The sequence below is a fragment of the Streptomyces sp. NPDC085481 genome (assembly GCF_044541845.1).
GTDB lineage: Bacteria > Actinomycetota > Actinomycetes > Streptomycetales > Streptomycetaceae > Streptomyces.
This window is the reverse complement of sequence record NZ_JBITTJ010000005.1, coordinates 226383-249278: the sequence shown is the minus strand read 5'-3', so window position 1 is coordinate 249278 and position 22896 is coordinate 226383. Positions and strand designations below refer to the sequence as shown.

General features: G+C 73.0%; 19 protein-coding genes. 5 read left to right on the top strand and 14 right to left on the bottom strand.

From position 1 onward, the window contains the following. Positions 1 to 179: 179 nt before the first annotated feature. The 11 genes from mscL to ACIGEZ_RS14000 are packed head-to-tail and all read right to left on the bottom strand — an operon-like array spanning position 180 to position 10571. Positions 180 to 650: a large conductance mechanosensitive channel protein MscL gene (mscL, locus tag ACIGEZ_RS14050; RefSeq protein WP_399830228.1), complete on the bottom strand. Its 471-nt coding sequence runs from the start codon at positions 648 to 650 to the stop codon at positions 180 to 182. Between the two features lie 38 nt (positions 651 to 688). Further along, on the bottom strand, positions 689 to 2224 hold the full coding sequence (locus ACIGEZ_RS14045; RefSeq protein WP_399830612.1) for an NADH-quinone oxidoreductase subunit N: 1536 nt from the start codon (positions 2222 to 2224) through the stop codon (positions 689 to 691). 5 nt (positions 2225 to 2229) lie between these two features. Next, a complete protein-coding gene (locus ACIGEZ_RS14040) occupies positions 2230 to 3783 on the bottom strand; it encodes a NuoM family protein (protein ID WP_399830610.1) in 1554 nt (517 codons plus the stop codon). Between the two features lie 27 nt (positions 3784 to 3810). Further along, positions 3811 to 5787 (bottom strand): NADH-quinone oxidoreductase subunit L, encoded by a 1977-nt coding sequence (locus ACIGEZ_RS14035; RefSeq protein WP_399830225.1) that lies wholly within the window; start codon positions 5785 to 5787, stop codon positions 3811 to 3813. Then, entirely contained in the window at positions 5784 to 6152 is a 369-nt protein-coding gene (gene nuoK / locus ACIGEZ_RS14030; protein WP_399830223.1) for an NADH-quinone oxidoreductase subunit NuoK, read from the bottom strand. The genes ACIGEZ_RS14035 and nuoK overlap by 4 nt, the downstream gene beginning before the upstream one ends. Further along, positions 6152 to 6718, bottom strand: coding sequence for an NADH-quinone oxidoreductase subunit J (locus tag ACIGEZ_RS14025; protein WP_399830220.1), 567 nt, complete (start codon positions 6716 to 6718; stop codon positions 6152 to 6154). The genes nuoK and ACIGEZ_RS14025 overlap by 1 nt, the downstream gene beginning before the upstream one ends. Then, positions 6715 to 7314, bottom strand: coding sequence for a NuoI/complex I 23 kDa subunit family protein (locus ACIGEZ_RS14020; RefSeq protein WP_399830218.1), 600 nt, complete (start codon positions 7312 to 7314; stop codon positions 6715 to 6717). The genes ACIGEZ_RS14025 and ACIGEZ_RS14020 overlap by 4 nt, the downstream gene beginning before the upstream one ends. Further along, positions 7314 to 8282 carry an NADH-quinone oxidoreductase subunit H gene (locus tag ACIGEZ_RS14015; RefSeq protein ID WP_399830216.1) on the bottom strand — a complete coding sequence of 323 codons (969 nt, stop codon included), beginning with the start codon at positions 8280 to 8282 and terminating at the stop codon, positions 7314 to 7316. Before ACIGEZ_RS14015 ends, ACIGEZ_RS14020 begins: the two co-directional genes overlap by 1 nt. Continuing rightward, a complete protein-coding gene (locus ACIGEZ_RS14010; RefSeq protein ID WP_399830214.1) occupies positions 8279 to 9520 on the bottom strand; it encodes an NADH-quinone oxidoreductase subunit C in 1242 nt (413 codons plus the stop codon). The genes ACIGEZ_RS14015 and ACIGEZ_RS14010 overlap by 4 nt, the downstream gene beginning before the upstream one ends. Continuing rightward, on the bottom strand, positions 9517 to 10086 hold the full coding sequence (locus ACIGEZ_RS14005; protein ID WP_399830213.1) for an NADH-quinone oxidoreductase subunit B: 570 nt from the start codon (positions 10084 to 10086) through the stop codon (positions 9517 to 9519). Before ACIGEZ_RS14005 ends, ACIGEZ_RS14010 begins: the two co-directional genes overlap by 4 nt. Continuing rightward, on the bottom strand, positions 10077 to 10571 hold the full coding sequence (locus ACIGEZ_RS14000; RefSeq protein ID WP_399830211.1) for an NADH-quinone oxidoreductase subunit A: 495 nt from the start codon (positions 10569 to 10571) through the stop codon (positions 10077 to 10079). The genes ACIGEZ_RS14005 and ACIGEZ_RS14000 overlap by 10 nt, the downstream gene beginning before the upstream one ends. Before the next feature lie 140 nt (positions 10572 to 10711). On the opposite strand from ACIGEZ_RS14000, the gene ACIGEZ_RS13995 reads away from it, so the two are divergent. From ACIGEZ_RS13995 to ACIGEZ_RS13975, 5 genes are all read left to right on the top strand, one after another. Next, on the top strand, positions 10712 to 11875 hold the full coding sequence (locus ACIGEZ_RS13995) for a sensor histidine kinase (protein WP_399830208.1): 1164 nt from the start codon (positions 10712 to 10714) through the stop codon (positions 11873 to 11875). A 97-nt stretch (positions 11876 to 11972) separates the two neighbouring features. Further along, entirely contained in the window at positions 11973 to 13253 is a 1281-nt protein-coding gene (locus tag ACIGEZ_RS13990; RefSeq protein ID WP_399830205.1) for a sensor histidine kinase, read from the top strand. 165 nt (positions 13254 to 13418) lie between these two features. Beyond that, positions 13419 to 14105, top strand: coding sequence for a LuxR C-terminal-related transcriptional regulator (locus ACIGEZ_RS13985; protein ID WP_399830607.1), 687 nt, complete (start codon positions 13419 to 13421; stop codon positions 14103 to 14105). Positions 14106 to 14489: 384 nt separating this feature from the next. Beyond that, positions 14490 to 16427 carry a 2-oxoacid:acceptor oxidoreductase subunit alpha gene (locus ACIGEZ_RS13980; protein WP_399830203.1) on the top strand — a complete coding sequence of 646 codons (1938 nt, stop codon included), beginning with the start codon at positions 14490 to 14492 and terminating at the stop codon, positions 16425 to 16427. Then, complete coding sequence (locus ACIGEZ_RS13975) at positions 16420 to 17472, top strand: 2-oxoacid:ferredoxin oxidoreductase subunit beta (RefSeq protein WP_399830201.1); 1053 nt, start codon at positions 16420 to 16422, stop codon at positions 17470 to 17472. Before ACIGEZ_RS13980 ends, ACIGEZ_RS13975 begins: the two co-directional genes overlap by 8 nt. 80 nt (positions 17473 to 17552) lie before the next feature. On the opposite strand, the gene ACIGEZ_RS13970 is transcribed toward ACIGEZ_RS13975, so the two are convergent. From ACIGEZ_RS13970 to ACIGEZ_RS13960, 3 genes are all read right to left on the bottom strand, one after another. Beyond that, complete coding sequence (locus tag ACIGEZ_RS13970; RefSeq protein ID WP_399830199.1) at positions 17553 to 19733, bottom strand: bifunctional serine/threonine-protein kinase/ABC transporter substrate-binding protein; 2181 nt, start codon at positions 19731 to 19733, stop codon at positions 17553 to 17555. 3 nt (positions 19734 to 19736) lie between these two features. Then, positions 19737 to 21908 carry a bifunctional serine/threonine-protein kinase/ABC transporter substrate-binding protein gene (locus tag ACIGEZ_RS13965; protein WP_399830604.1) on the bottom strand — a complete coding sequence of 724 codons (2172 nt, stop codon included), beginning with the start codon at positions 21906 to 21908 and terminating at the stop codon, positions 19737 to 19739. A 101-nt stretch (positions 21909 to 22009) separates the two neighbouring features. After that, positions 22010 to 22843 (bottom strand): hypothetical protein, encoded by an 834-nt coding sequence (locus tag ACIGEZ_RS13960; RefSeq protein WP_399830196.1) that lies wholly within the window; start codon positions 22841 to 22843, stop codon positions 22010 to 22012. Between the last annotated feature and the right edge of the window lie 53 nt (positions 22844 to 22896).

Below are 22896 nucleotides of genomic sequence, written 5' to 3'. Positions count from 1 at the left end.
CCAGTGGACCCTCCCCTCCTGGTCAACGCCAGGCGGGAAGCTCGGGTTCCCCGGCTCACGAGGGGTGCCGTGTGGGCCGTACGGGTGACCGGGGCCGGACGGGCCCCGGCGAGGGCGGACGGGCCCCGGCGAGGGCGACAGGCCCAGCGGGGCGAGCGGCCCTAGCGGGGCGAGCGGCCCTAGCGGGGCGTCGGGACGGCGAGCTTGTCCAGGCCGGCCTTCGCCAGGGCGTCGGGAACGGGCTCGACCTCGCTGGTGCAGTGTCCGCAACGGGTGGCGATGGCCGGGATCTCGGTGAAGCAGCGGGGGCAGTCACGCTTCTCGGACTTCGGGTCGGCCGCCTCCTCCCGGGCGAACTTCTCCTGGATCTTCGTCATGGGGACGACGATCATGAAGTAGAGGACGGCGGCCGTGATGACGAACGCTATGGCGGCGGCGATCGCCAGACCGTAGGGGAAGACGGTCTTGCCCACGGTGAACTGCGCCTCGCTGAAGTCGCCCACCGAGCCGGTGGCGAGACCGATGAGCGGGGTGATGAAGGCCTTGCTGAAGCCGGTCACGACGGCCGTGAACGCCGAGCCGACGGCCAGGCCGATGGCCATGGAGACGACGTTCCCGCGAAGTATGAAGTCCTTGAAACCGTTCAGCACGGCGTTCCGCTCCTTGACGTTTCTTTTGTGGGGGGGGGTTAGAAGAGGCCCTTCGCCGCGAAGCGGAGGGCGAACTGCGGGTAGCCCGACAGCACGACGCCCGCGACGGCGGTCAGCGCGATGGCCAGGGTGATCGGGGTGGGGGCCCCGGCGCGTACGGGACGCGGCTCGCCCTCGGTCACACCCTCGGTCTCCGGCGCGGTCTCGGGCGCCCGGAAGAGCAGCGCCGTCCACCGCAGGTAGTAGTAGAGGGCGATCACGACGTTGACGCCCATGATCACGGCGAGCCAGCCGAGGCCCGCGTCGACGGCCGACGAGAAGACGGTCACCTTGGCGAAGAGGCCGATGATACCCGGGGGCAGTCCGGCCAGATTCAGCAGGAAGAAGCCCAGGACGAGGGCGGTGGCCGGGCTCTGCGCGTAGAGGCCTCGGTAGTCGGAGATCCGGTTCTCGGGGTGGGAACGGCCGACCAGGGCGACGACCGCGAAGGCGCCGAGGTTCACGACGGCGTACATCAGGGCGTACGCGACGGTCGCGCCGATCTGGTCGTTGCCGGAGTACGCGGCGGAGGCGATCGGCACCAGGAGGTAGCCGGCCTGGGCGACGGACGACCAGGCGAGCAGCCGTACCGCGCTCCACCGGCGGGTGGCGACCTGGCGCAGGGCCGCCACGTTGCCGACGGTCATGGTGAGCGCGGCGAGCACGGCGAGCGCCGGGCCCCACACGTCGGCGTAGGTGGGGAAGGCGACGACGGTCACCAGGATGAGGCCGGTGAAGCCGACCGCCTTGCCGACCACGGAGAGGTAGGCGGCGACGGGCACCGGGGCGCCCACGTAGGTGTCGGGCACCCAGAAGTGGAAGGGGACGGCGGCCGTCTTGAAGGCGAAGCCGACGAGGGTGAGCACGACGCCCGTCTGGGCGAGGGTCTGCAGCTGGCCCGGCACGTCGCCGAGCCGCTGGGCGACCTCGGTGAGGTGCAGGGTGCCGGTCGCCGCGTAGACGAAGCTGACGCCGAGCAGGGTCACGGCGGTCGCGGTGACGGAGGAGAGGAAGAACTTGAGCGCGGACTCGCTGGACATCCGGTCGCCGCGCTTGAGGCCGACGAGCGCGAACGCGGGCAGTGAGGCCACCTCCAGGGCGACGACGAGGGTCGCGAGGTCGCGGGAGGCGGGCAGCAGGGCGGCGCCGGCGGCGGAGGACAGCAGCAGGAACCAGTACTCGCCCGCGGGCAGCTTCTCGCGGGTGTCGGCGAGCGAGAGCAGCGCGGTGAGGAGCGCGCCACCGAGCACCAGGAACTGGATGACCAGGGTGAACTGGTCGGCGGTGTAGCTGCAGGCCCGGACCTGGGTGTCAGGGGTGAGGCAGAAGGTCGAGCGGTCGCCCGCGCGCAGCGGGACGAGCAGCACGAGCGCGGCGACCAGGCCGCCGATCGCGGTCCAGCCGAGGAGCTGCTTTCGCTCCTGGGGGACGAAGAGGTCGGCGACGAGGATCACGAGGGCGACCACCGCGGTGAGGGTGGGCGGCGCGATCGTGAGCCAGTCGACGGACTGGACGAGGGTGGGGGCGGCGGCCATGGCGGTCACGGGGTCCCTCCGGCGAGGAGCTGCTGGACGGCCGGGTCGGTGAGCCCGAGAAGGGCCGCGGGCCAGAGTCCGGCGAGGACGGTGAGGGCGACGAGCGGGGTCCAGGCGGCGACCTCGTACCCCTGGACGTCGGCGATCGCGGCCTCGCCCGCGGGGCGGGGGCCGCCCATGCAGACGCGGCGGACGACGAGCAGGAGGTAGGCGGCGGTCAGGAGGGTGCCGAAGGCGCCGATCGCCATGAAGGTGAGGAAGGCGGGGCGGCTGAGTCCGGCGGCCGGGTCGAAGGCGCCGAACAGGGCGAGCATCTCGCCCCAGAACCCGGCGAGTCCCGGCAGGCCGAGCGAGGCGACGGCGGCGAACGCGAGCAGTGCGCCGAGGCGGGGGGCGCGGCCGTAGAGGGCGGCGCCGGTGGCCCCGGCGAGGGTGTCGAGGTCGGCGGTGCCGTAGCGGTCCTTGACGGCTCCGACGAGGAAGAAGAGCAGGCCGGTGATGAGGCCGTGGGCGATGTTGGCGAAGAGGGCGCCGTTGACCCCGGTGGGGGTCATGGTGGCGATGCCGAGGAGCACGAAGCCCATGTGGCCGACGGAGGAGTACGCGATCAGGCGCTTGAGGTCGCCCTTGTTGCCCGACCTGACCAGGGCCAGGCAGGCGAGGGATCCGTAGATGATGCCGGCGACGGCGAAGGCGGCGAGGTACGGCGCGAACGTGCGCATGCCGTCAGGGGCGATCGGCAGCACGATGCGCACGAACCCGTACGTGCCCATCTTCAGCAGGACGCCGGCGAGGAGGACCGAGCCGACGGTCGGGGCGGCGGTGTGGGCGTCCGGGAGCCAGCTGTGCAGCGGCCACATCGGGGTCTTCACGGCGAGCCCGAGCCCGATCGCGAGAACGGCGATGACCTGCACGGACGTGGTCAGTCCCCGGCCGTTGTCGGTGGCGAGTGCCACCATGTCGAACGTGCCGGCCTTCACTCCGACGAGGAGCAGGCCGAGCAGCATGACGACGGAGCCGAGCAGCGTGTAGAGGATGAACTTCCAGGCGGCGGCCTGCCTGCCCTCGCCGCCCCAGCGGGCGATGAGGAAGTACATCGGGATGAGGACCATCTCGAAGGCCAGGAAGAACAGGACGAGGTCGAGGACGGCGAAGGTCGCCAGGGTGCCGGACTCGAGGACGAGGAGCAGGGCGACGAAGGCCTTGGGGGAAGGCCCGCTCGGCATCTTGAAGTAGCTGTAGAACGCGCAGAGGAAGGTCAGGAGCGCGGTCAGGACCAGGAGGGGGAGGGAGATGCCGTCGACACCGAGGTGGATGCGCACGTCCAGTGCCCTGATCCAGCTGATGTCGGTCGTGGCCTGCATCGTCGAGGGGTGGTCGTGGTCGAAGCCGAGCGCGAGGACGATCGCGGCCAGCAGGATCACACCGGTGACGGTGACGCCGTGGCGGAGCACGGCCTGGTCGGGTGAGGTCCCCTTGAGTCCGGGCGGGGCCGGCAGGAGGGCCGCGGCGGCTCCGACGAGCGGGCCGGCGACGATCAACGCGAGAAGGAACTGCATCACGGATTCGCTGATATCGATCACGGCTCACGCTCCGGCGGCGACGTTGGCGAGAACGACGGCGACGATCGCCAGGACGACGGAGCCGGCGAGCAGGGCGCTGAGGTAGGTCTGCACGTTGCCGGTCTGGGCGCGGCGGACGAGCCAGCCGAGGCCCTTGGCGCTGTCGCCCGCGCCGCGTACGTAGGTGTCGACGACCTCGCGGTCCAGGAAGCGGACCAGGGAGGCGGCGGCGAGCACGGGGCGGACGAAGGCGGTCCGGTAGACGGCGTCCAGGTGGAAGCCGTCGGCCGCCGGGCGGTGCAGCGGGCCGAGCAGGGCCCGGCCGGGGTCGGCCGGGTCCACCGCGGGGTGCGGCAGGTCCAGGGCCTCCGCCTCGACCTGGCCGGCCTCGGCGTCCGGGTGGGCGACGGTCGGGGCCGGCAGCGGCGCGGTGCGCGCGGCGAGGCTGCGCCGTACGGCGTAGGTGACGGCCGCGCCGACGACGGCGAGGCCGGTGCCGAGGACGGCCGTGGTGACGGTCGGGGTCAGCGGGTGGCCGTCGAACCAGTCGTCGAGGTACGCCGCGGTGAGGCCGAAGCCGAGGGAGGGCACGGCGAGCACCCACAGGACGGTGGTCATGGCGAGGGGCTGGCGGCCGTGATCGGGCGCCTCTTCGCCGCGGCCGCGGAAGGCGAGGAGCCACAGCCGCATCGCGTACGCGGCGGTCAGCAGCGCCGTGAGCAGCCCGGCGACCAGGACGATCCAGCCGGCCCCGGCGGGGGCGACGGTCATCTCGCCGGTGGCGGTGTGCTCGGCGGCGACGAGGACGGCCTCCTTGGAGAAGAAGCCGGCGAACGGCGGGATCGCGGCGAGCGCGAGCAGGCCGATGGTCATCGTCCAGTAGGCGTCCGGGATGCGCTGGGTCAGTCCGCTCATCCGGGACATGGCCGAGAGCGAGTTGGTGCCGGCGGCGTGGATGACGGCGCCGGCGGCGAGGAACAGCAGCGCCTTGAAGGCGCCGTGCGACAGGAGGTGGAAGACGGCGGCCCCGCGGTCGCCGACGGCGAGGGCGCCCGACATGTAGCCGAGCTGGCCGATCGTCGAGTAGGCGAGGACCCGTTTGATGTCGTCCTGCGCGAGCGCGGCGAGCGCCGAGCCGACCATCGTGAGGGCGGCCATCACGGCGAGCACGATCAGCGCGGCGGCGGAGGAGGCGAAGACGGGCAGCAGCCGTGCGACGAAGTAGATGCCGGCGGCGACCATCGTGGCCGCGTGGATGAGCGCGGAGACGGGGGTGGGGCCGGCCATCGCGTCGGGCAGCCAGGTGTGCAGCGGGAACTGCGCCGACTTGCCCGCCACGCCCGCGAGGAGCAGCAGCGCGACCAGGGTGGGGTGGTCGAGGCCGCCGCTCGCGACCGCGCCGAGGACGCCGGTGATCCGGAAGGTGCCGGCGTCGGCGGCGAGCGCGAACAGGCCGATCAGGAAGGGCACGTCGCCGAGCTTGGTGACGAGGAAGGCCTTGAGGGAGGCGGAGCGGGCCTCGGGGGTCTCCCAGTAGTGCCCGACGAGGAAGTACGAGCAGATGCCCATGATCTCCCAGCCGACCAGGAGCACCATCAGGTCGCCGGAGTAGACGACGAGCAGCATCGCGGCGGTGAAGAGGGAGACGAGCGCGGCGTACGAGGGGTAGCGCGGGTCGTGGCGCAGGTAGCCGGTCGAGTAGATCTGCACGCAGGTGGCGACGACGCCGACCAGGACGGCGACGAGAGCGGCGAAGCCGTCGATGTGCAGGGCCAGGTCGATCGGGACCGAGCCGGTGGGGGTGAGCTCGGTGGCGGCGTCGATGGCCTTCCCGCCGCCCTGCCGGCCGGCCACGACCGCGGCGAGGACCGCCGCGACGAAGGTCGGCAGGACCGCGAGGGGGCGGACGAAGCCGGGGGCGGTGCGGCCGAGGAGCAGGCCGGCGACCGAGCCGAGGAAGGGGAGGACGGGGACGAGGACGGCGAGGGTCGTGGTGGTCACGCGGTGGCCTCGGCCTTCTCGTCGGCGGACGTCGGGGCGTCTGACGTCGGGGCTTCGGCGGCCTCCGCCGTGTCGCGGAGGCGGTCGACGTCGGAGGTGCCGCGGTTGCGGTAGACCATCAGGACGATGGCGAGACCGATGCCGATCTCCGCGGCGGCGATGGCGATGGTGAAGAGGGTGAGGGCCTGACCCGCGTGCAGGGTGTCGCGGAGCCAGACGTCGAAGGCGACCAGGTTGAGGTTGACGGCGTTGAGCATGAGCTCGACGGACATCAGGACCAGGATCGCGTTGCGGCGGGCGAGGACGCCGTACAGGCCGACGGAGAAGAGGAGGGCGGCGAGGACGGCCGGGTACGCGAGGTGCATCAGTCCGTGTCCTCCGTGGCCTTCTTGCGGGAAAGGACGATCGCGCCGACCAGGGCGGCGAGCAGCAGCACGGACAGCGCCTCGAAGGGCAGCACCCAGTGCCGGAAGAGGATCTCGCCGGACACCGCCGTGGAGCCCTGGGCGGGCCCGTCGAGCTCGATCCACGTCGTACGGAACGCGTCCAGGACCACCCACACCAGGGCGGCCGCGGCGGCGAGCGCGACGGCGAGGGCGACCGGGCGGTTGCCGGAGTCGGAGTCCGGGGAGCGGCCGATGGGGGCCTTGGTGAGCATGAGGCCGAAGAGGAGGAGGACGACGACGGAACCGACGTAGATCAGCACCTGGACCCAGGCGATGAACTCGGCGGTGAGCAGCAGGTACTCGACGGCGAGGCCGCCGAGCGCCACGACCAGCCAGAGGGCGGCGTGCACGAGCTGCCGGGTGGTGACGGTGACGAGGGCGGCGCCGAGGGTGACGAGGCCGACGAGGAGGAAGGCGATCTCGACGCCGGTGGGCGAGAGGAAGCCGTGCGCGGGGACGGCGAGGGCGGGGACGGCGAGGGTCACTGCTGGCCCTCCTCGGGGGTCGTGGCGGACTGCTCGGCGGCGGCCTGTTCCGCAGTCGCCTGCTCCGCGGCGGCCTGGGCGGCCGCCTTTTCCGCCGCCTTGCGGGCCGCGGCGTACTCCTTCGGCTCCTCGGCGCGCGGGTCGAGCGCGGGCGGCTCGGGGACGGTCCACATCCACTCGCGGAGCTTGTCGCGCTCGTGGGTCAGCTCGTGGATGTCGGTCTCCGCGTACTCGAACTCGGGCGACCAGAACAGCGCGTCGAACGGGCACACCTCGATGCAGATACCGCAGTACATGCAGAGGGAGAAGTCGATCGCGAAGCGGTCGAGGACGTTGCGGCTGCGCTCGCGGCCGCCGGGCGCGGCCGCCGGGACCGTCTCCTTGTGGGAGTCGATGTAGATGCACCAGTCGGGGCACTCGCGGGCGCACAGCATGCAGACCGTGCAGTTCTCCTCGAACAGCCCGATGACCCCGCGGGTGCGGGGCGGCAGTTCGGGCTGGGCGTCCGGGTACTGCGCGGTGACGGACTTGCGGGTCATCGTCCGCAGGGTGACGGCGAGGCCCTTGGCGAGGCCGGAGCCGGGGATCGGGGACATCAGCTGATCGCCACCTTCACGATGCCGGTGAGCGCGATCTGCGCGAGGGCGAGCGGGACGAGGGCCGTCCAGGCCAGCTTCTGCAGCTGGTCCTCGCGGAGCCGGGGGTAGCTCACGCGCAGCCAGATCACGACGAAGGCCAGGACGGCGGTCTTGAGCAGGGTCCAGACCCAGCCGAGGCCGTCGGCGCCGCCGGGGCCGTGCCAGCCGCCGAGGAAGAGGACGGTGGTGAGGCCGCACAGGACGACGATGCCGGCGTACTCGGCGAGCAGGAACAACGCGAAACGGAGACCGGTGTACTCGGTGTACGCGCCGAAGATGATCTCCGAGTCGGCGACGGGCATGTCGAACGGGGGCCGCTGGAGCTCGGCGAGCCCGGCGGTGAAGAACACGAGCGCGCCGGTGATCTGCCAGGGCACCCACCACCACTCGAAGGCGTTCAGGATGCCGGGCAGGGAGACGGTGCCGGCCGCCATCGCGACGGAGGCGGCGGCGAGCAGCATCGGCAGCTCGTACGCGAGCAGCTGCGCGGCGGTACGGAGGCCGCCGAGCAGCGAGAACTTGTTGGCCGACGCCCAGCCGGCCATCAGGCTGCCGAGCACGCCGACTCCCATCACGGCGAGCACGAAGAAGATGCCGGCGTCGACGATCTGCCCGACGGCGCCCTCGCTCGGCCCGATGGGGATCGCCACGAGCACGAGCAGATACGGCAGGAGGGCGACGGCCGGCGCGAGCTGGAAGACCCGCCGGTCGGCGTTGGCCGGTACGACGTCCTCCTTCTGCGCGAACTTCACGCCGTCGGCGACGAGCTGCGCCCACCCGTGGAACCCACCGGCGTACATGGGCCCCAGGCGGCCCTGCATGTGGGCCATCACCTTGTGCTCGGTCTGCCCGACGACGAGCGGCAGCACGAGGAACACGGCGAAGACGACGATCAGCCGGAGGGCGACGTCGAGTACGTCGTTCACGCGGGATCGCCTCCGGCGGGGTCGGTGGGGTCGGTGGGGGGCGAGTTGGGGTCGGGGTCGGCGTCGGCGTCACCCTTGGCGGGCGGGGCTTCGGCGTCGCCCTTGGCGGGCTCGGGTCCGGTGGGCGGGGCCTTCGGCTCCTGGTCCTCGGCCCCGGGCCCGGCATCGGCCCCGTCGCCTGCCTCGGCCCCGGCCCCTGCCTCGGCCGACTGCTGCTCGTCGAACGCCGGGCGGGCGTGGTGCCACGGGGCGTCCGAGCTGCGCGTACGAGGCGGTGCCGCGGGCTGCTCCCGGGCGGCGACGGCGTCGGTGCCGGTGTCCGCCTCCGCGCGCTGGCTCGCCGAGCCCGCGCTCGCGCTGCGGCTTCGGCGCGGGCCGGCGGGGGGCGCGGCCGCGTCGGGGGCGGGCGCCGGGGTGGCCTGCGCACCCGGCTCGGCCCCGGGCGCCGCGGGCGCCTGAGGGCGCTGGCTCGCCGAGCCCGCGGCCGCCGTGCGGGCACGGCGCTCCGTGGGAGGCCGGGTCGCCGGGGCGTCGGCTGCCGGGGGCTGGGTCGCCGGGGGCTGGGTCGCCGAGCCCTCCGCTGCCGTGCGGGTGCGGCGGGGCGGGCGGTCGGCACCGGCTGCCGCGCGGGTGGGGCGGGCGGGGGCCGGGGGGAGCTGGCCCTTCAGGGGGCCCCATTCGTTGGGGTCCGGGACGCCCGGGGGGAGCATCTGGCGGCGCTTGGGGGCGTTGGGGTCGTGGGACTCGCCCGGCTCCTTGGCGCCCGGCCAGGACTTCGCCACGCGGGCGGCCAGGACGAAGTCCTTGCGGAGGGGGTGGCCCTCGAAGGTCTCCGGAAGGAGGAGGTGGACCAGGTGCGGGTGGTCCGTGAAGGTCACGCCGAACATCTCGTACGTCTCGCGCTCGTGCCACGCCGCTCCCGCGTACACCGCCACCGCGGACGGGAGGGAGGGGGCGGCGTGCGGGACCGTCGTACGCAGGAGGAGCCGGCGCACGTGGCCCCGGCCGAGCGACGCCACGTGCGCGCAGATCCGGAAGCCCGTGCCCGGCTCGTCCACCGCGCTCAGCCAGTCGAAGTACGTGCAGCCCAGCTTGTCCCGGGCGATCTCCAGCGCCGCGATCCACGAGGCCGTCGGGACGTCGACGGTCAGCAGGTCGTACGCCCGCTCCGCCGTCGCCTCCTCGCCGAAGACGTCCTGGACGGCGTCGGGCAGGGTGTCGTACGCGTTCGCCGTCATGCCGTGCCTCCCGGCTTCGGGGGCTGCACCAGACCGCTGGTGAGCTGCCCGACCGACGCGCCGGCGCCGTACCGCTCGCCCAGGCTCTCCCGCGCGATCTTCTCCTGGAGTTTGAGGATGCCCTGGAGGAGGGCCTCCGGGCGGGGCGGGCAGCCGGGGACGTAGACGTCGACGGGGATGATCTGGTCGACACCCTTCGTCACCGAGTACGAGTCCCAGTACGGCCCGCCGCAGTTCGAGCACGCGCCGAAGGAGATGACGTACTTCGGCTCGGGCATCTGCTCGTACAGACGCTTCACGGCCGGGGCCATCTTGTCCGTCACCGTGCCGGAGACGATCATCAGGTCCGCCTGGCGCGGGCCCGGCGCGAACGGGATCACGCCGAGCCGGATGAAGTCGTGCCGGGCCATCGACGCGGCGATGAACTCGATCGCGCAGCAGGCCAGGCCGAAGTTGAAGACCCACAGGCTGTAGCGGCGGCCCCAGTTCAGGACCACCTTCATCGGCTCGGGGGCCAGCCGGGCCAGCGGGCCCAGCTTCGGGGTGGGGAGCGGGGTCACGTCCATGTCAGGACGCCCTTCTTGTACGCGTAGAGCAGTCCCACGGCCAGGAAGCCGAGGAAGACGAACATCTCGACCAGCGTCGTCGCCCCGTAGCCGGGCGCGGCGAAGACCGTCGCCCAGGGGAAGAGGAAGATCGAGTCGACGGCGAAGATGACGTAGAGGAAGGCGTAGACGTAGTAGCGGACCTGGGTGTGGGCCCAGCCCTCCCCCACCGGGTCGACGCCGCATTCGTAGGTGAGCAGCTTCTCGGGGGTCGGCACGACGGGGCGCAGCAGCCGGCCCGCGCCGAAGGCGACCGCGACGAAGAGCACGCCGAGGACGGCGAGCAGTCCGACGACGGAGTACGTCTGGAAGTAGTCCGCGGCGTGGCCCATCGCGTGGCCCGCCTGGCCCGCCTGGCCGGCGTAGCCCGTCGCCTGGTCCGTCGCGTGGTCCGCCGCGACAACGGTCGGTTCCCGCACGTCCGCCCCTCGGTCTCGGTGTCTCATTCCTTTACGCACGCGAGTCTAGGCCCTGCTAAAGGGAGCGTAAGCAGTCGCGGGTGGGGTTCCCGGTGGGGTTATCCCCCCTCCCCTTCACCGACCTCCCCCATGGCGTGTCCCGGCCCGTAACCGGCAGCCTTGACCCCATGAGCGACCACACCGACACCCCGCCGCCGCCCGCACGCTTCGCCTACGGCCGGCACACCTGGAAGGAGGTCGCGCACCTCCTCGCCGATCTGCCCTGCGCACTGGCCGGTTTCGTCTACACCGTCGTGACCGTCGCGCTGGGCGTGGGCCTGGCGGTCACGGTGATCGGGCTTCCGCTGCTCGCGCTCGGGCTCGCCGGGGCGCGGGGCATGGGGCGGGCGGAGCGGGCGCGGGCCAGGGCGCTGCTCGGTGTGCACGTGGACGAGCCGAGCCCGCTGCCGCGGCGGCACGGCTTCTTCCCGTGGCTGTGGGCGCAGCTGAAGGACCCGGTGGCCTGGCGCAGCCATCTGTACGGCTTCATCCGGCTGCCCTGGGGCATCGTGACGTTCACGGTGACCCTGGTGTCGCTGCTGGTTCTGTGGCCGGTGCTGCCGTTCGTGGCGCGCGGGCTCGCCAACGCCGACCGGGCCATGGTGCGCGGGCTGCTCTCGCCCTCCGACGAGCTGGAGCGGCGGATCGCCGAGCTGGAGTCGGACCGCGGGGTCGTGGTGGACACCGCGGCCGCCGACCTGCGCCGCATCGAGCGCGACCTGCACGACGGGGCCCAGGCCCGGCTCGTCGCCCTCGCGATGGGGCTCGGTCTGGCGAAGGAGAAGCTGCTCGCCGATCCGGAGGCCGCCGCGGCGATGGTCGACGAGGCGCACGGCGAGGTGAAGCTCGCCCTCCAGGAGCTGCGCGACCTGGCCCGCGGCATCCACCCGGCAGTCCTCACCGACCGCGGCCTCGACGCCGCCCTGTCCGCGGTCGCGGCCCGCTGCACGGTGCCGGTGAAGGTCTCGGTCGATCTGGACGAGCGTCCGGCCGCGGCGATCGAGGGCATCGCGTACTTCACCGTCTCCGAGCTGCTGCAGAACGTCTCCAAGCACTCCGGGGCCCGTTCCGCGGCGGTGGAGGTGTGGCGGACGAAGGACCGGCTGATGCTCCAGGTCCGCGACGACGGCACGGGCGGCGCGCGCCTGGACCGCGGTACGGGGATGGCGGGGCTGGCGGAGCGGCTGGGGGCGGTCGACGGGGCGTTCGTCGTGGACTCGCCGGAGGGCGGTCCGACGGTGGTGACGGCGGAGCTGCCCTGGCGGAGCCGTACGCAGGGCGGCGCCGGGTAGGGAAAACCCCCCTCCGCACCCGGCCACCTGCTCCATGGTCCCGCCCTCTCCCTCCCGGGAGAGTGAAGGGGACGACCCCACGAGAAACGGATTCCCCATGGCATCCCTCCCCGCCGCCGTCCGCGCCCCCTTCGAAGGGCGCACCTGGCGCGCGCTCGGCTACGTCCTGATCGGGCTGCCGCTGAGCGTCCTCTACTTCGGCCTCGCGATCGCGCTCTTCTCGGCCGGCGCCGGACTGCTGATCACCTTCCTCGGCATCCCGCTGCTCGCCGGGGCCCTCGCCCTGTGCCGGGGCTTCGGCGCGGTGGAGCGGGCCCGGGCGCGCACGCTGCTCGGCCTGGACGTGCGGGCGCCGGAGCCGGTGCGGGGACGGACGGGCGGGGCGATGTCGTGGATGGGGGCGATGCTGAAGAGCGGGGCCTCGTGGCGGCACCTGCTGTACGCGCTGCTGCACATGCCGTGGGCGATCTTCACGTTCAGCGTGTCGGTGGCGCTGTGGGCGTGGGGCTGGAGCCTGTTCACGTATCCGCTGTGGCAGTGGGTCTTCCCGATGTACGCGGGCCAGGCGGGGCTCCAGCTGTACGGCGACGAGACACACGCCCTCTACCTGAACTCGGGCTTCGAGATCGCCCTCACGTCGGCGGTGGGCCTGGTCCTCGTCCTGGTCGGCCCGTGGGTCCTGCGGGGCCTGGTCGCGGTGGACCGGGTGATGGTGTCGGGGCTGCTCGGCCCGTCCCGGCTGGCCTCCCGCGTGTCGGAGCTGGAGTCGGACCGGGGCGTGGTGGTGGACACCGCGGCCGCCGACCTGCGCCGCATCGAGCGCGACCTGCACGACGGGGCCCAGGCCCGGCTCGTCTCGCTCGCGATGGACCTGGGCCTGGCGAAGGAGAAGCTGCTGGACGACCCGCTGGCGGCCGCGGCGATGGTCGACGAGGCGCACGGCGAGGTGAAGCTGGCCCTCCAGGAGCTGCGCGACCTGGCCCGCGGCATCCACCCGGCGGTCCTCACCGACCGCGGCCTCGACGCCGCCCTGTCGGCGGTCGCGGCCCGCTGCACGGTGCCGGTGAAGGTGGAGGTGGAGCTGTCGGCCCGCCCGGCCGCGGCGATCGAGGGCATCGCGTACTTCACCGTGTCCGAGCTGCTGCAGAACGTCTCCAAGCACGCGAAGGCACGGCAGGCCTGGGTGGACGTGTGGCGCACGGACGACCGGCTGATGCTCCAGGTGCGCGACGACGGCACGGGCGGCGCGGGGCCGGCGGCGGGCCGGGGGCTCGCGGGGCTCATGGAGCGGCTCGACGCGGTCGACGGGGTGCTCGCGGTCGACTCCCCGGCGGGCGGACCGACGACGGTCACGGCGGAGCTGCCCTGGCGGGCGTAGTCCCCTGCTTCCCCGGTCACCGGTCTCCCCGTCACCGGTCACCTCTTTTCCCTGGCCCCCTGGCCGAGTTGAACCCCCGCGCCCCCTCCCGCGTCCCTTCTCCTGCGATGCTTGCGAGGCTGGGGAGCGCTCAGCGTGAGCAGAAAGGCAGGGGCCGTGGCGGACATGGGGCCGGACAAGGGCACGGATGCGGTACGGGTGGTCATCGCCGAGGATTCGGTGCTGCTCCGTGAGGGTCTGACCCGTCTCCTCACCGATCTGGGGCACGAGGTGGTGGCCGGGGTGGGTGACGGCGAGGCGCTGGTGAAGACCGTGTCCGACCTCGCGGGCGAGGGGGCCCTGCCGGACGTGGTCGTGGCGGACGTACGGATGCCCCCGACGCACACGGACGAGGGCGTGCGGGCGGCGGTACGGCTGCGCAAGGAGCACCCGGGGATCGGGGTGCTGGTGCTGTCGCAGTACGTGGAGGAGCAGTACGCGACCGAGCTGCTCGCCGGTTCCAGCGTGGGTGTCGGCTATCTGCTGAAGGACCGGGTCGCGGAGGTCCGGGAGTTCGTGGACGCGGTGGTCCGGGTGGCGCGGGGCGGTACGGCACTGGACCCGGAGGTGGTGGCGCAGCTGCTCGGCCGGAGCCGTAAGCAGGACGTGCTCGCGGCGCTGACCCCGCGCGAGCGCGAGGTGCTCGGGCTGATGGCGGAGGGTCGTACGAATTCGGCCATCGCGAAGCAGCTGGTGGTGAGCGACGGCGCGGTGGAGAAGCACATCAGCAACATCTTCCTGAAGCTGGGGCTTTCGCCGAGCGACGGGGATCACCGTCGGGTGCTTGCCGTGCTGACCTATCTCCGATCCTAGAGTCCCGATTCCTGGGGCCCGATTTCCTGGGGGCCCGATTCCCGAGGGCCCGATTCCTGCGGTCTCGATTCCTGGAGGGATTCCCCGAAATCTGACACTCTGTCAGACGACGCGGGCCGCGGGATCGGCGGGAAAACGCCCCTTCGTGACCAAGAATGAGCGGAGCGCAACCCTCCGGTGGACCCGACGGTTCACAGAGAGCGACAATTGACAATAAAAGGGCGTTATGGGCGTCTCAAAACGAGGTCCACGATGCGAGAAGTCCCGGGAAGGCCTCCCTCACGGACGTAGGGTGGCCATCGGGACGGCCGGTGAAGCCGGTCGTCTCCCGAGCCTTCTCCCGCCTCGGCGGAGAGACCCTTGCCGCGAGGGAGGTCCAGTTCAGTGACCAGCCAGGTCAGTAGCGAGGCCGGTGAGGCCCTGGTCGGGGAGCAGCGCAGCGCCCCGGCGACGGCCGAACACGGTTCCGCGAAGGAAGTCCGCCGGCTCGACCGGGTGATCATCCGCTTCGCGGGAGACTCCGGTGACGGCATGCAGCTCACGGGTGACCGGTTCACCTCGGAGACGGCGTCCTTCGGGAACGACCTCTCCACGCTGCCGAACTTCCCCGCCGAGATCCGGGCCCCCGCAGGCACGCTGCCGGGCGTCTCGTCGTTCCAGCTGCATTTCGCCGACCACGACATCCTGACCCCGGGCGACGCCCCGAACGTGCTCGTCGCGATGAACCCGGCCGCCCTGAAGGCCAACATCGGGGACGTGCCGCGCGGCGGCGAGATCATCGTCAACACCGACGAGTTCGCCAAGCGCGCCATGGCCAAGGTCGGCTACGAGACCTCCCCCCTGGAGGACGGCTCGCTGTCCGGCTACCGGGTCCACCCGGTGCCGCTGACCACCCTCACGGTGGAGGCGCTGAAGGAGTTCGGCCTGTCCAGGAAGGAGGCCGAGCGCTCCAAGAACATGTTCGCGCTGGGGCTGCTGTCCTGGATGTACCACCGGCCCACCGAGGGCACCGAGACCTTCCTGCGCCAGAAGTTCGCGAAGAAGCCGCAGATCGCCGAGGCGAACGTGGCCGCCTTCCGGGCCGGCTGGAACTTCGGCGAGACCACCGAGGACTTCGCCGTCTCCTACGAGGTCGCCCCCGCGACCAAGGCCTTCCCCACCGGCACGTACCGCAACATCTCCGGGAACCTGGCCCTCTCCTACGGCCTGGTCGCCGCCTCCCGGCAGGCGGACCTGCCGCTCTACCTCGGCTCGTACCCGATCACCCCGGCCTCGGACATCCTGCACGAGCTGAGCAGGCACAAGAACTTCGGCGTGCGCACCTTCCAGGCCGAGGACGAGATCGCCGGCATCGGCGCCGCGCTCGGCGCCGCCTTCGGCGGCTCGCTGGCCGTGACCACGACCTCCGGCCCCGGCGTGGCGCTCAAGTCCGAGACGATCGGCCTCGCCGTCTCGCTCGAACTGCCGCTGCTCATCGTCGACATCCAGCGTGGCGGCCCGTCCACGGGTCTGCCCACCAAGACCGAGCAGGCCGACCTCCTCCAGGCCATGTACGGGCGCAACGGCGAGGCCCCGGTGCCGATCGTCGCCCCGAAGACGCCCGCCGACTGCTTCGACGCGGCGCTGGAGGCGGCCCGGATCGCGCTCACCTACCGCACCCCGGTCCTGCTGCTCTCCGACGGCTACCTCGCCAACGGCTCCGAGCCCTGGCGCATCCCGGACGTCGACGACCTGCCCGACCTGCGCACGCAGTTCGCGAGCGGCCCGAACCACACCGAGGCCGACGGGACCGAGGTCTTCTGGCCGTACAAGCGCGACCCGCGCACCCTCGCCCGCCCCTGGGCCGTGCCCGGCACCCCCGGCCTCGAGCACCGCATCGGCGGCATCGAGAAGCAGGACGGCAGCGGCAACATCAGCTACGACCCCGCCAACCACGACTTCATGGTCCGCACCCGGCAGGCCAAGATCGACGGCATCGAGGTCCCCGACGTCGAGGTCGACGACCCGGACGGCGCGAAGACCCTGGTCCTCGGCTGGGGCTCCACGTACGGCCCGATCACCGCCGCCGTACGCCGGCTGCGCGGGGCGGGGCAGCCCATCGCGCAGGCCCATCTGCGCCACCTCAACCCCTTCCCGAAGAACCTCGGGGACGTCCTGAAGCGGTACGAGAAGGTGGTCGTGCCCGAGATGAACCTGGGCCAGCTCGCCACCCTCATCCGGGCGAGGTACCTGGTCGACGCCCGCAGCCACAACCAGGTCAACGGCATGCCGTTCAAGGCCGAGCAGCTCGCCGCCGCTCTGAAGGAGGCCATCGATGAGTGAGTCGCTCCTGCACCTGGTGCCCAAGGCCGAGGCCGCCCAGTCGATGAAGGACTTCAAGTCGGACCAGGAGGTCCGCTGGTGCCCCGGCTGCGGCGACTACGCGGTCCTCGCCGCCGTGCAGGGCTTCATGCCCGAGCTCGGCCTGGCGCGCGAGAACATCGTCTTCGTCTCCGGCATCGGCTGCTCGTCCCGCTTCCCGTACTACATGAACACGTACGGGATGCACTCCATCCACGGCCGTGCCCCGGCCATCGCCACGGGTCTCGCGACCTCGCGCCGCGACCTGTCGGTGTGGGTGGTCACGGGTGACGGCGACGCGCTGTCCATCGGCGGCAACCACCTCATCCATGCGCTGCGCCGCAACGTCAACCTGAAGATCCTGCTCTTCAACAACCGGATCTACGGCCTGACCAAGGGCCAGTACAGCCCCACCTCGGAGCTCGGCAAGATCACCAAGTCGACCCCGATGGGCTCCCTGGACGCCCCGTTCAACCCGGTGTCCCTGGCACTCGGCGCGGAGGCCACCTTCGTGGCCAGGACCGTGGACTCCGACCGCAAGCACCTCACCGAGGTGCTGCGCCAGGCCGCCGACCACAACGGCACCGCCCTGGTGGAGATCTACCAGAACTGCAACATCTTCAACGACGGCGCCTTCGAGGTCCTCAAGGACAAGGACCAGGCCAAGGAGGCGGTCATCCGCCTGGAGCACGGGCAGCCGATCCGCTTCGGCGCCGAGCTCGACAAGGGCGTCGTCCGCGACCCGGCCACCGGCGACCTGAAGGTCGTCACCGTGACGGCGGAGAACGAGGACCGGATCCTCGTCCACGACGCCCACACCTCGTCCCCCACGACCGCGTTCGCGCTGTCCCGGCTCGCCGACCCCGACACGCTGCACCAGACGCCCATCGGGGTGTTCCGGTCGGTGGAGCGGCCGGTGTACGACACGCTGATGGCGGACCAGCTGGAGACGGCCGTGGAGCAGCACGGGAAGGGTGACCTGTCGCAGCTGCTGGCGGGGAACGACACGTGGACGGTGGTGGGTTAGCCCAGGGTTAGCCCACCACCGGCGCCCCGGTGTGAACCGCCGAGGGGGCGGCCCGGCTCGTGAGCGACCGGGCCGCCCCCTCACGTCTTCTTCATGGCCGCCTTGTCGAACTCGCCGAGGAAGCGCGGCCTTCCGCCCTGGACCTGCCAGAGGAAGAGGCCTTCGAGGGCGGCTTTGGAGTTCTTGGCCCCGTCGGCGGTGTACCGCTTGGCGAGTCCCTGGTACGGGCTCCCGCCCAGGTGACGGGCGATGCCGACGCGGAGGGACTCGGCGTTGTTGCCGAGGGTCGTGCGCAGCCCCGCCGCCAGCCAGCCGACGACGTCGTACGCCTCCGTCGCGAAGCGCTCGACCGGCGTCGCCGCGCTCAGTCCCCAGCGCTTCCGGTACGCGGCGACGAAGGCCTTCGCGGCCGGCAGGGCCTCGGGGTCGACGTAACTGCTGCCGAAGTACCAGCCCTCGGCCGCCGGTCCCGCGACGGCCAGGAACTCCGGCTGGAGGGCGTACTCGACGCTGCCGCACAGCCCGGCGTAACCCTGCTCGCGCAGGGCCTTCGCGCACAGGGCCGCCCGGCGCGGCGACTTCCCGACGTACATCACGCCGTGCGGGCGGGTGGCGAGGGCGGAGCGCACGGCGGGGCCGAAGTCCTCGCTGTCCGCCGCGACGGGGTGCGAGGTGGCCACCCCTCCGGACGCCTTGGAAGGGGGTTCGGACTTCAGGTTCTTGACGGCGACCCAGCTGTACTCGCCGGCCGCCTGGTCCTCGACGACGGCGGTCCGGGTGGCGCCGTGCTCACTGAGGTAGCGGCCGAAGGGCACGACCATCACGTCGGGCACGGGGCGCGGCTCGAAGTAGGTGCGGCTGAAGGTCTGGCCCTTCATCACGCCGTTCGGGACGGCGGCCTGGACGCTCACCAACGGCACCTTGCCCGCCACGAGTTGGTCGCCCGCCGCGACGGCCGTATCGGTCGTGGTGGGGCCGAGGACGGCCACCAGGCGCTCCGTCCCGACCATCGTCCGGGCGGCCGCCCCGGCCCGCTTCGGGTCGCCCCCGTCGTCCACGACCCGCAGCTCCAGGTCGAAGGGGCGGTCGCGGTCGGCGTTGAAGCGCTCGACCGCGAGCCGCGCCCCGCGCTCCTGCGCGCGCCCGTCGGCCTTGGCGGGGCCGCTCAGATCGGTGACGAGCCCGAGGGTGTACGTGTCGAGCGGGCCACCCGCGCCCGTGCCGGTCCCGGTGCCCGCCGGGGTGCGGCCCAGCAGCCAGGCGGTCAGCCCGCCGGCCGCGGCCACGGCCCCGGCGGAGCCGAGCACCAGGAACCGGCGCCGTGGCGTGCCGCGCGGCTTCTGCCCGGGGACGAGCAGCGTCGGCTCGGCCACCGGCAGGTCGAGGACGCGGGCCGAGCGCTGGGCGATGAGGGACGGCAGGCCGGGCGGCAGCCAGTCGCCCGCCGGGCCCCCGGCCGCGCCGAGCGCGGCCCGCACCTCGGCGGCGGTGGGCCGGCCGGCGGCGTCCTTGGCCAGACACCGCCGTACGAGGTCGAGCAGGGGCCCCGGTACGCCGTCGAGGTCGGGCTCCTCGTGGACGGTGCGGTAGACGACCGCGGCCACCCCGCCCGTACCGAAGGGGCGGCTGCCGGTGACGGCGTAGGCGAGGACGCAGCCGAGCGAGAAGACGTCGGCGGCCGGCCCGACCTCGCCCGAGCCCGCGGCCCGGGCCTGTTCGGGGGCGAGGAAGCCGGGGGTGCCGATCATCGCGTCGGTGGCGGTGAGCGCGGTCGCCCCGGCGCTGCGCGCGATGCCGAAGTCGATGAGCCGGGGCCCGTCGAGGGCGAGGAGCACGTTGCCGGGCTTGACGTCGCGGTGGACGAGCCCGGCCGCGTGCATGTCCACGAGGGCGTCGGCGAGCCGGGCGCCGAGTGCCCGTACGGTCGCCTCGGGCAGGGCGCCGTGCAGGCCGACGGCCTCGGCGAGCGAGGGCCCGGGCACGAACTCGGTGGCCAGCCACGGCTCGCGGGCCTCCGGGTCGGCGCCGAGGACGCGGACGACCCAGCGTCCGGTGATCCGCTCGGCGGTGCGCGCCTCGCGGCGGAACCGCTCGCGGAAGCCGGGGTCGGCGGCGTGCTCGGCGCGGATGCGTTTGACGGCGGCGAGCGACCCGCCGGCGGAACGGGCGAGGTAGACCACGCCCATGCCGCCGGCGCCGAGCCGCCCGAGGAGGCGGAACCCGGCGATGGACGACGGGTCGCTCCGGTGCAGCGGCTGCATCGGCTAGGCCTTCTTCGCGTTCTTCGGGAGGACGGGCGCGGAGCCGATCAGCTTGTACGCGCCGTTCTGCACGGCGTAGACGAAGGTGCCGCCGTTCGTGAGGTCGCCGTGCTCGTCGAAGGTGTAACCGCCCATGACGCCGGTGTACTTGCCCTTCTGCAGCGCCGCCCAGAGCCCCTCGCGGCGCGGCACCCCCTTCGCTCCCGCGTTCTTCACGAGCTGCTCCAGGGCCATGGTGGTGACGTCGTACGACTCTCCCGTGTAGTAGGCGGGGGGAGCGCCGTACCGCTTGCGGTGGGCGGCGACGAACGCTGCCGCCTCCTTGCGGGTGAGCGGGTCGAGGACGGGCGTGCAGACGAACCAGCCCTCCGCGTCGGCGCCCGCGTCCTTCAGGAAGGCCGAGCCGAAGACGCGCTGGCCGGTGAACCGCGGCCCGGTGAAGCCGAGCCGGGTGAGGGCGCGGGCGGCGAGGACGGCGGTCTCGCGCACCCCGCAGTGGACGTAGGCGTCCATGCCCGCCTCGATCATCTCGCCGAGGATCCTGCGGTAGTCGGTGGCCCGGCCGGGGACCACCCGGTAGTGCGGGGTGATGCCCTGCTGGCCCAGGCCGAAGCCGACGCCGCGGACGATCTGCCAGCTGTACGGGTCGTCGGTGCGTTCCTGGAGGACGCCGGGGCGCTTGACGTCGTCCAGGAGCCCGAGCGCGTAGGCGAGGTGCATGCCGGCGTACAGGTGGTTGGGGATGGCCCGCAGCACGGTGCTGTTCGGGGAGCTGCCCTCGTCGCGGGCGGTGAGCAGGTTGTATCCGGCGGAGACCGTGAGCAGCGGCAGACCGGCCTCCTCGAAGGCCGGGCGTACGGCGTATCCGGTGTCGTCCGAGGTCGGGCCGAGGACGGCGACGACGCCGGGGTCGGTGGTGAGGCGGCGGGCCGCTTCGGCGACCCGGTTCACGTCGCCGCGGTCGTCCGAGACCTTGAGTTCGAGCGTGAACGGCTTGCCCCGGTGCTTGGCGTTGAACTGCTCGACGGCGAGCCGGGCCCCGCGCTCCTGCGCCCGGCCGATCTCGGCCGCGGGCCCGGACAGGTCGGCGAGGACGCCGATGGCCCAGGTGGTGCGGGGTGTCGGCGCGGGCGTCCGCCCCTTGCCGTCGCCCCCGCCGTCGTCGTCCCGCAGCCCCGCCCAGGCGGCCCCGCCGCCGGCGGCGAGGACGGCGGCACCGGCGCCGAGCAGCAGGATGCGCCGCCGCCCGGGACCGGCCGGGGGCCCGGGCGCGGTGCCGGGCTGTGTCGGGTCGATGTCGGGCAGCGCCAGCATGCGCGCCGAGCGTTCGGCGATGGTGCGGACGACGGGGGCGGGCAGCCAGTCGGCGGCGACGCCGGGGGTGTCCTCGGTGAGCCGGGCGGCGATCTCCTCGGCGGTGGGCCGCCCGGCCGGGTCCTTGGCGAGGCACTGCCGTACGAGGTCGAGCAGCGGCTCCGGTACGCCGGCGAGGTCGGGCTCGTCGTGGACGGTGCGGTACAGCAGGGCGTCCAGGGTGCCGGAGCCGAAGGGCGGGCGGCCGGTGGCCGCGAAGGCGAGGAGGCAGCCGAGGGCGAAGACGTCGGAGGCCGGGCCGATCCGGTCGGCGCGGGCCTCGGCCTGCTCGGGCGCGAGGAAGCCGGGGGTGCCGACGACCATGTCGACGGAGGTCAGCGCGGTCTCGTCGGCGACGCGCGCGATGCCGAAGTCGATGAGCCGGGGGCCGTCGACGGCGAGCAGGATGTTGCCGGGCTTGACGTCGCGGTGGACGAGCCCGGCCGTGTGGACGGCGGCCAGCGCGCGGGCGACGGCGCCGCCGAGGATCCGTACGCTCCGCTCGGGCAGCGGGCCGTGCGCGCGGACGGCCTCGCCGAGGGAGGGCCCCGGCACGAACGCCGTGGCCATCCACGGCTCGGGGGCGTCGGGGTCGGCGCCGGTGACGGGCACCGCCCAGGGGCTGACGACCCGGCGGGCGGCGTCGACCTCACGGCGGAAGCGGGCCCGGAAGTCGGCCTGGTCGGCCTGCTCGGCGTGGGTGACCTTGACGGCGGCGAGCTCGCCGTTGCCGGTGCGGCCGAGGTAGACGACGCCCATGCCGCCGGCGCCGAGCCGGCCGAGGAGGCGGTAGCCGGCGAGGGTGGAGGGGTCGGAGGGCAGGAGCTGCTGGAGGGCGCCGGGGCCCTGGTCGGGGGTCTGGTGGGCGCCGGGGCCCTGCTCGGGGGTCTGGTGGGCGCCGGGGCCCTGCTCGGGGGTCTGGTTCACGACTGCACCGCCAATTGCGCCTTGAGGCGTTCGAGCATGGTGACGAGGGCCTGGACCTGGGCGTTGATGGTGCCCTTGGTGGTCGGGGTGTCCTTCTCGCCGTAACCGGGCGCGCCCTTGACGACGGTGGCGACGGTGACCTGGCCGATCCTGGACTGGTACCAGCCGTAGATCTGCTTCCCCTTCACCCCTGAGGAGACGTAGAAGCCGCGCTCGCCGAGGGAGTCGCTGGCGGTGTAGTTGCCGCCGACGCCGAAGGGGTTGCCGAGCGAAATCAGGCCGGTGATGTGCTCGCCCTCGCGCAGTTCCTGGTCGGGGCAGCGCAGCGCCTCCTCCAGGGTCCCGGCCATCTCCCAGTCGGCGTCGTCCTCCGTGCGGTGCACGGTGACGGTGGCGGAGACCCGCAGGGCGCCCTTGCCGCCGGTCGCGGGGATCTCCATGGAGGCGGTGACGCTGGAGAGCACGGAGCCCGGCTGCGTGCCGCCGTCCCAGGTGCAGTCGGCGCCCAGGACGGGCCAGTAGCCCTCCTGGCTCAGGTACGGGGTGCGTTTGACGTAGCCGGGGCCCCAGGCGTCGGGGCCCGCGACGATGGCGAGCGCGAGGCGTCTGGCCTCGGCGGCGTTCTTGGGCGCCCGCTTCGGGTCGGGCGTGAAGTCGAGGGTGCTGGGGGTGGCGCCGGCGGTCGGGCTCGTCGTCGGCCTGCCCGTCGCGCTCGCGCTCGTCCTCCCCTTGCCGTCGGGTTTCCCGTCGGCTCCCGAGGAACAGCCGGCCAGGAGCAGTGCCCCGCCCGCTGCCAGCGCCCCGCAGGCGTGCAGAAGTCTTCGCCTCACGATTCCCCCCACGTACGGTCACGAATTCCCCACATCGCGGGAGATCGTACGAC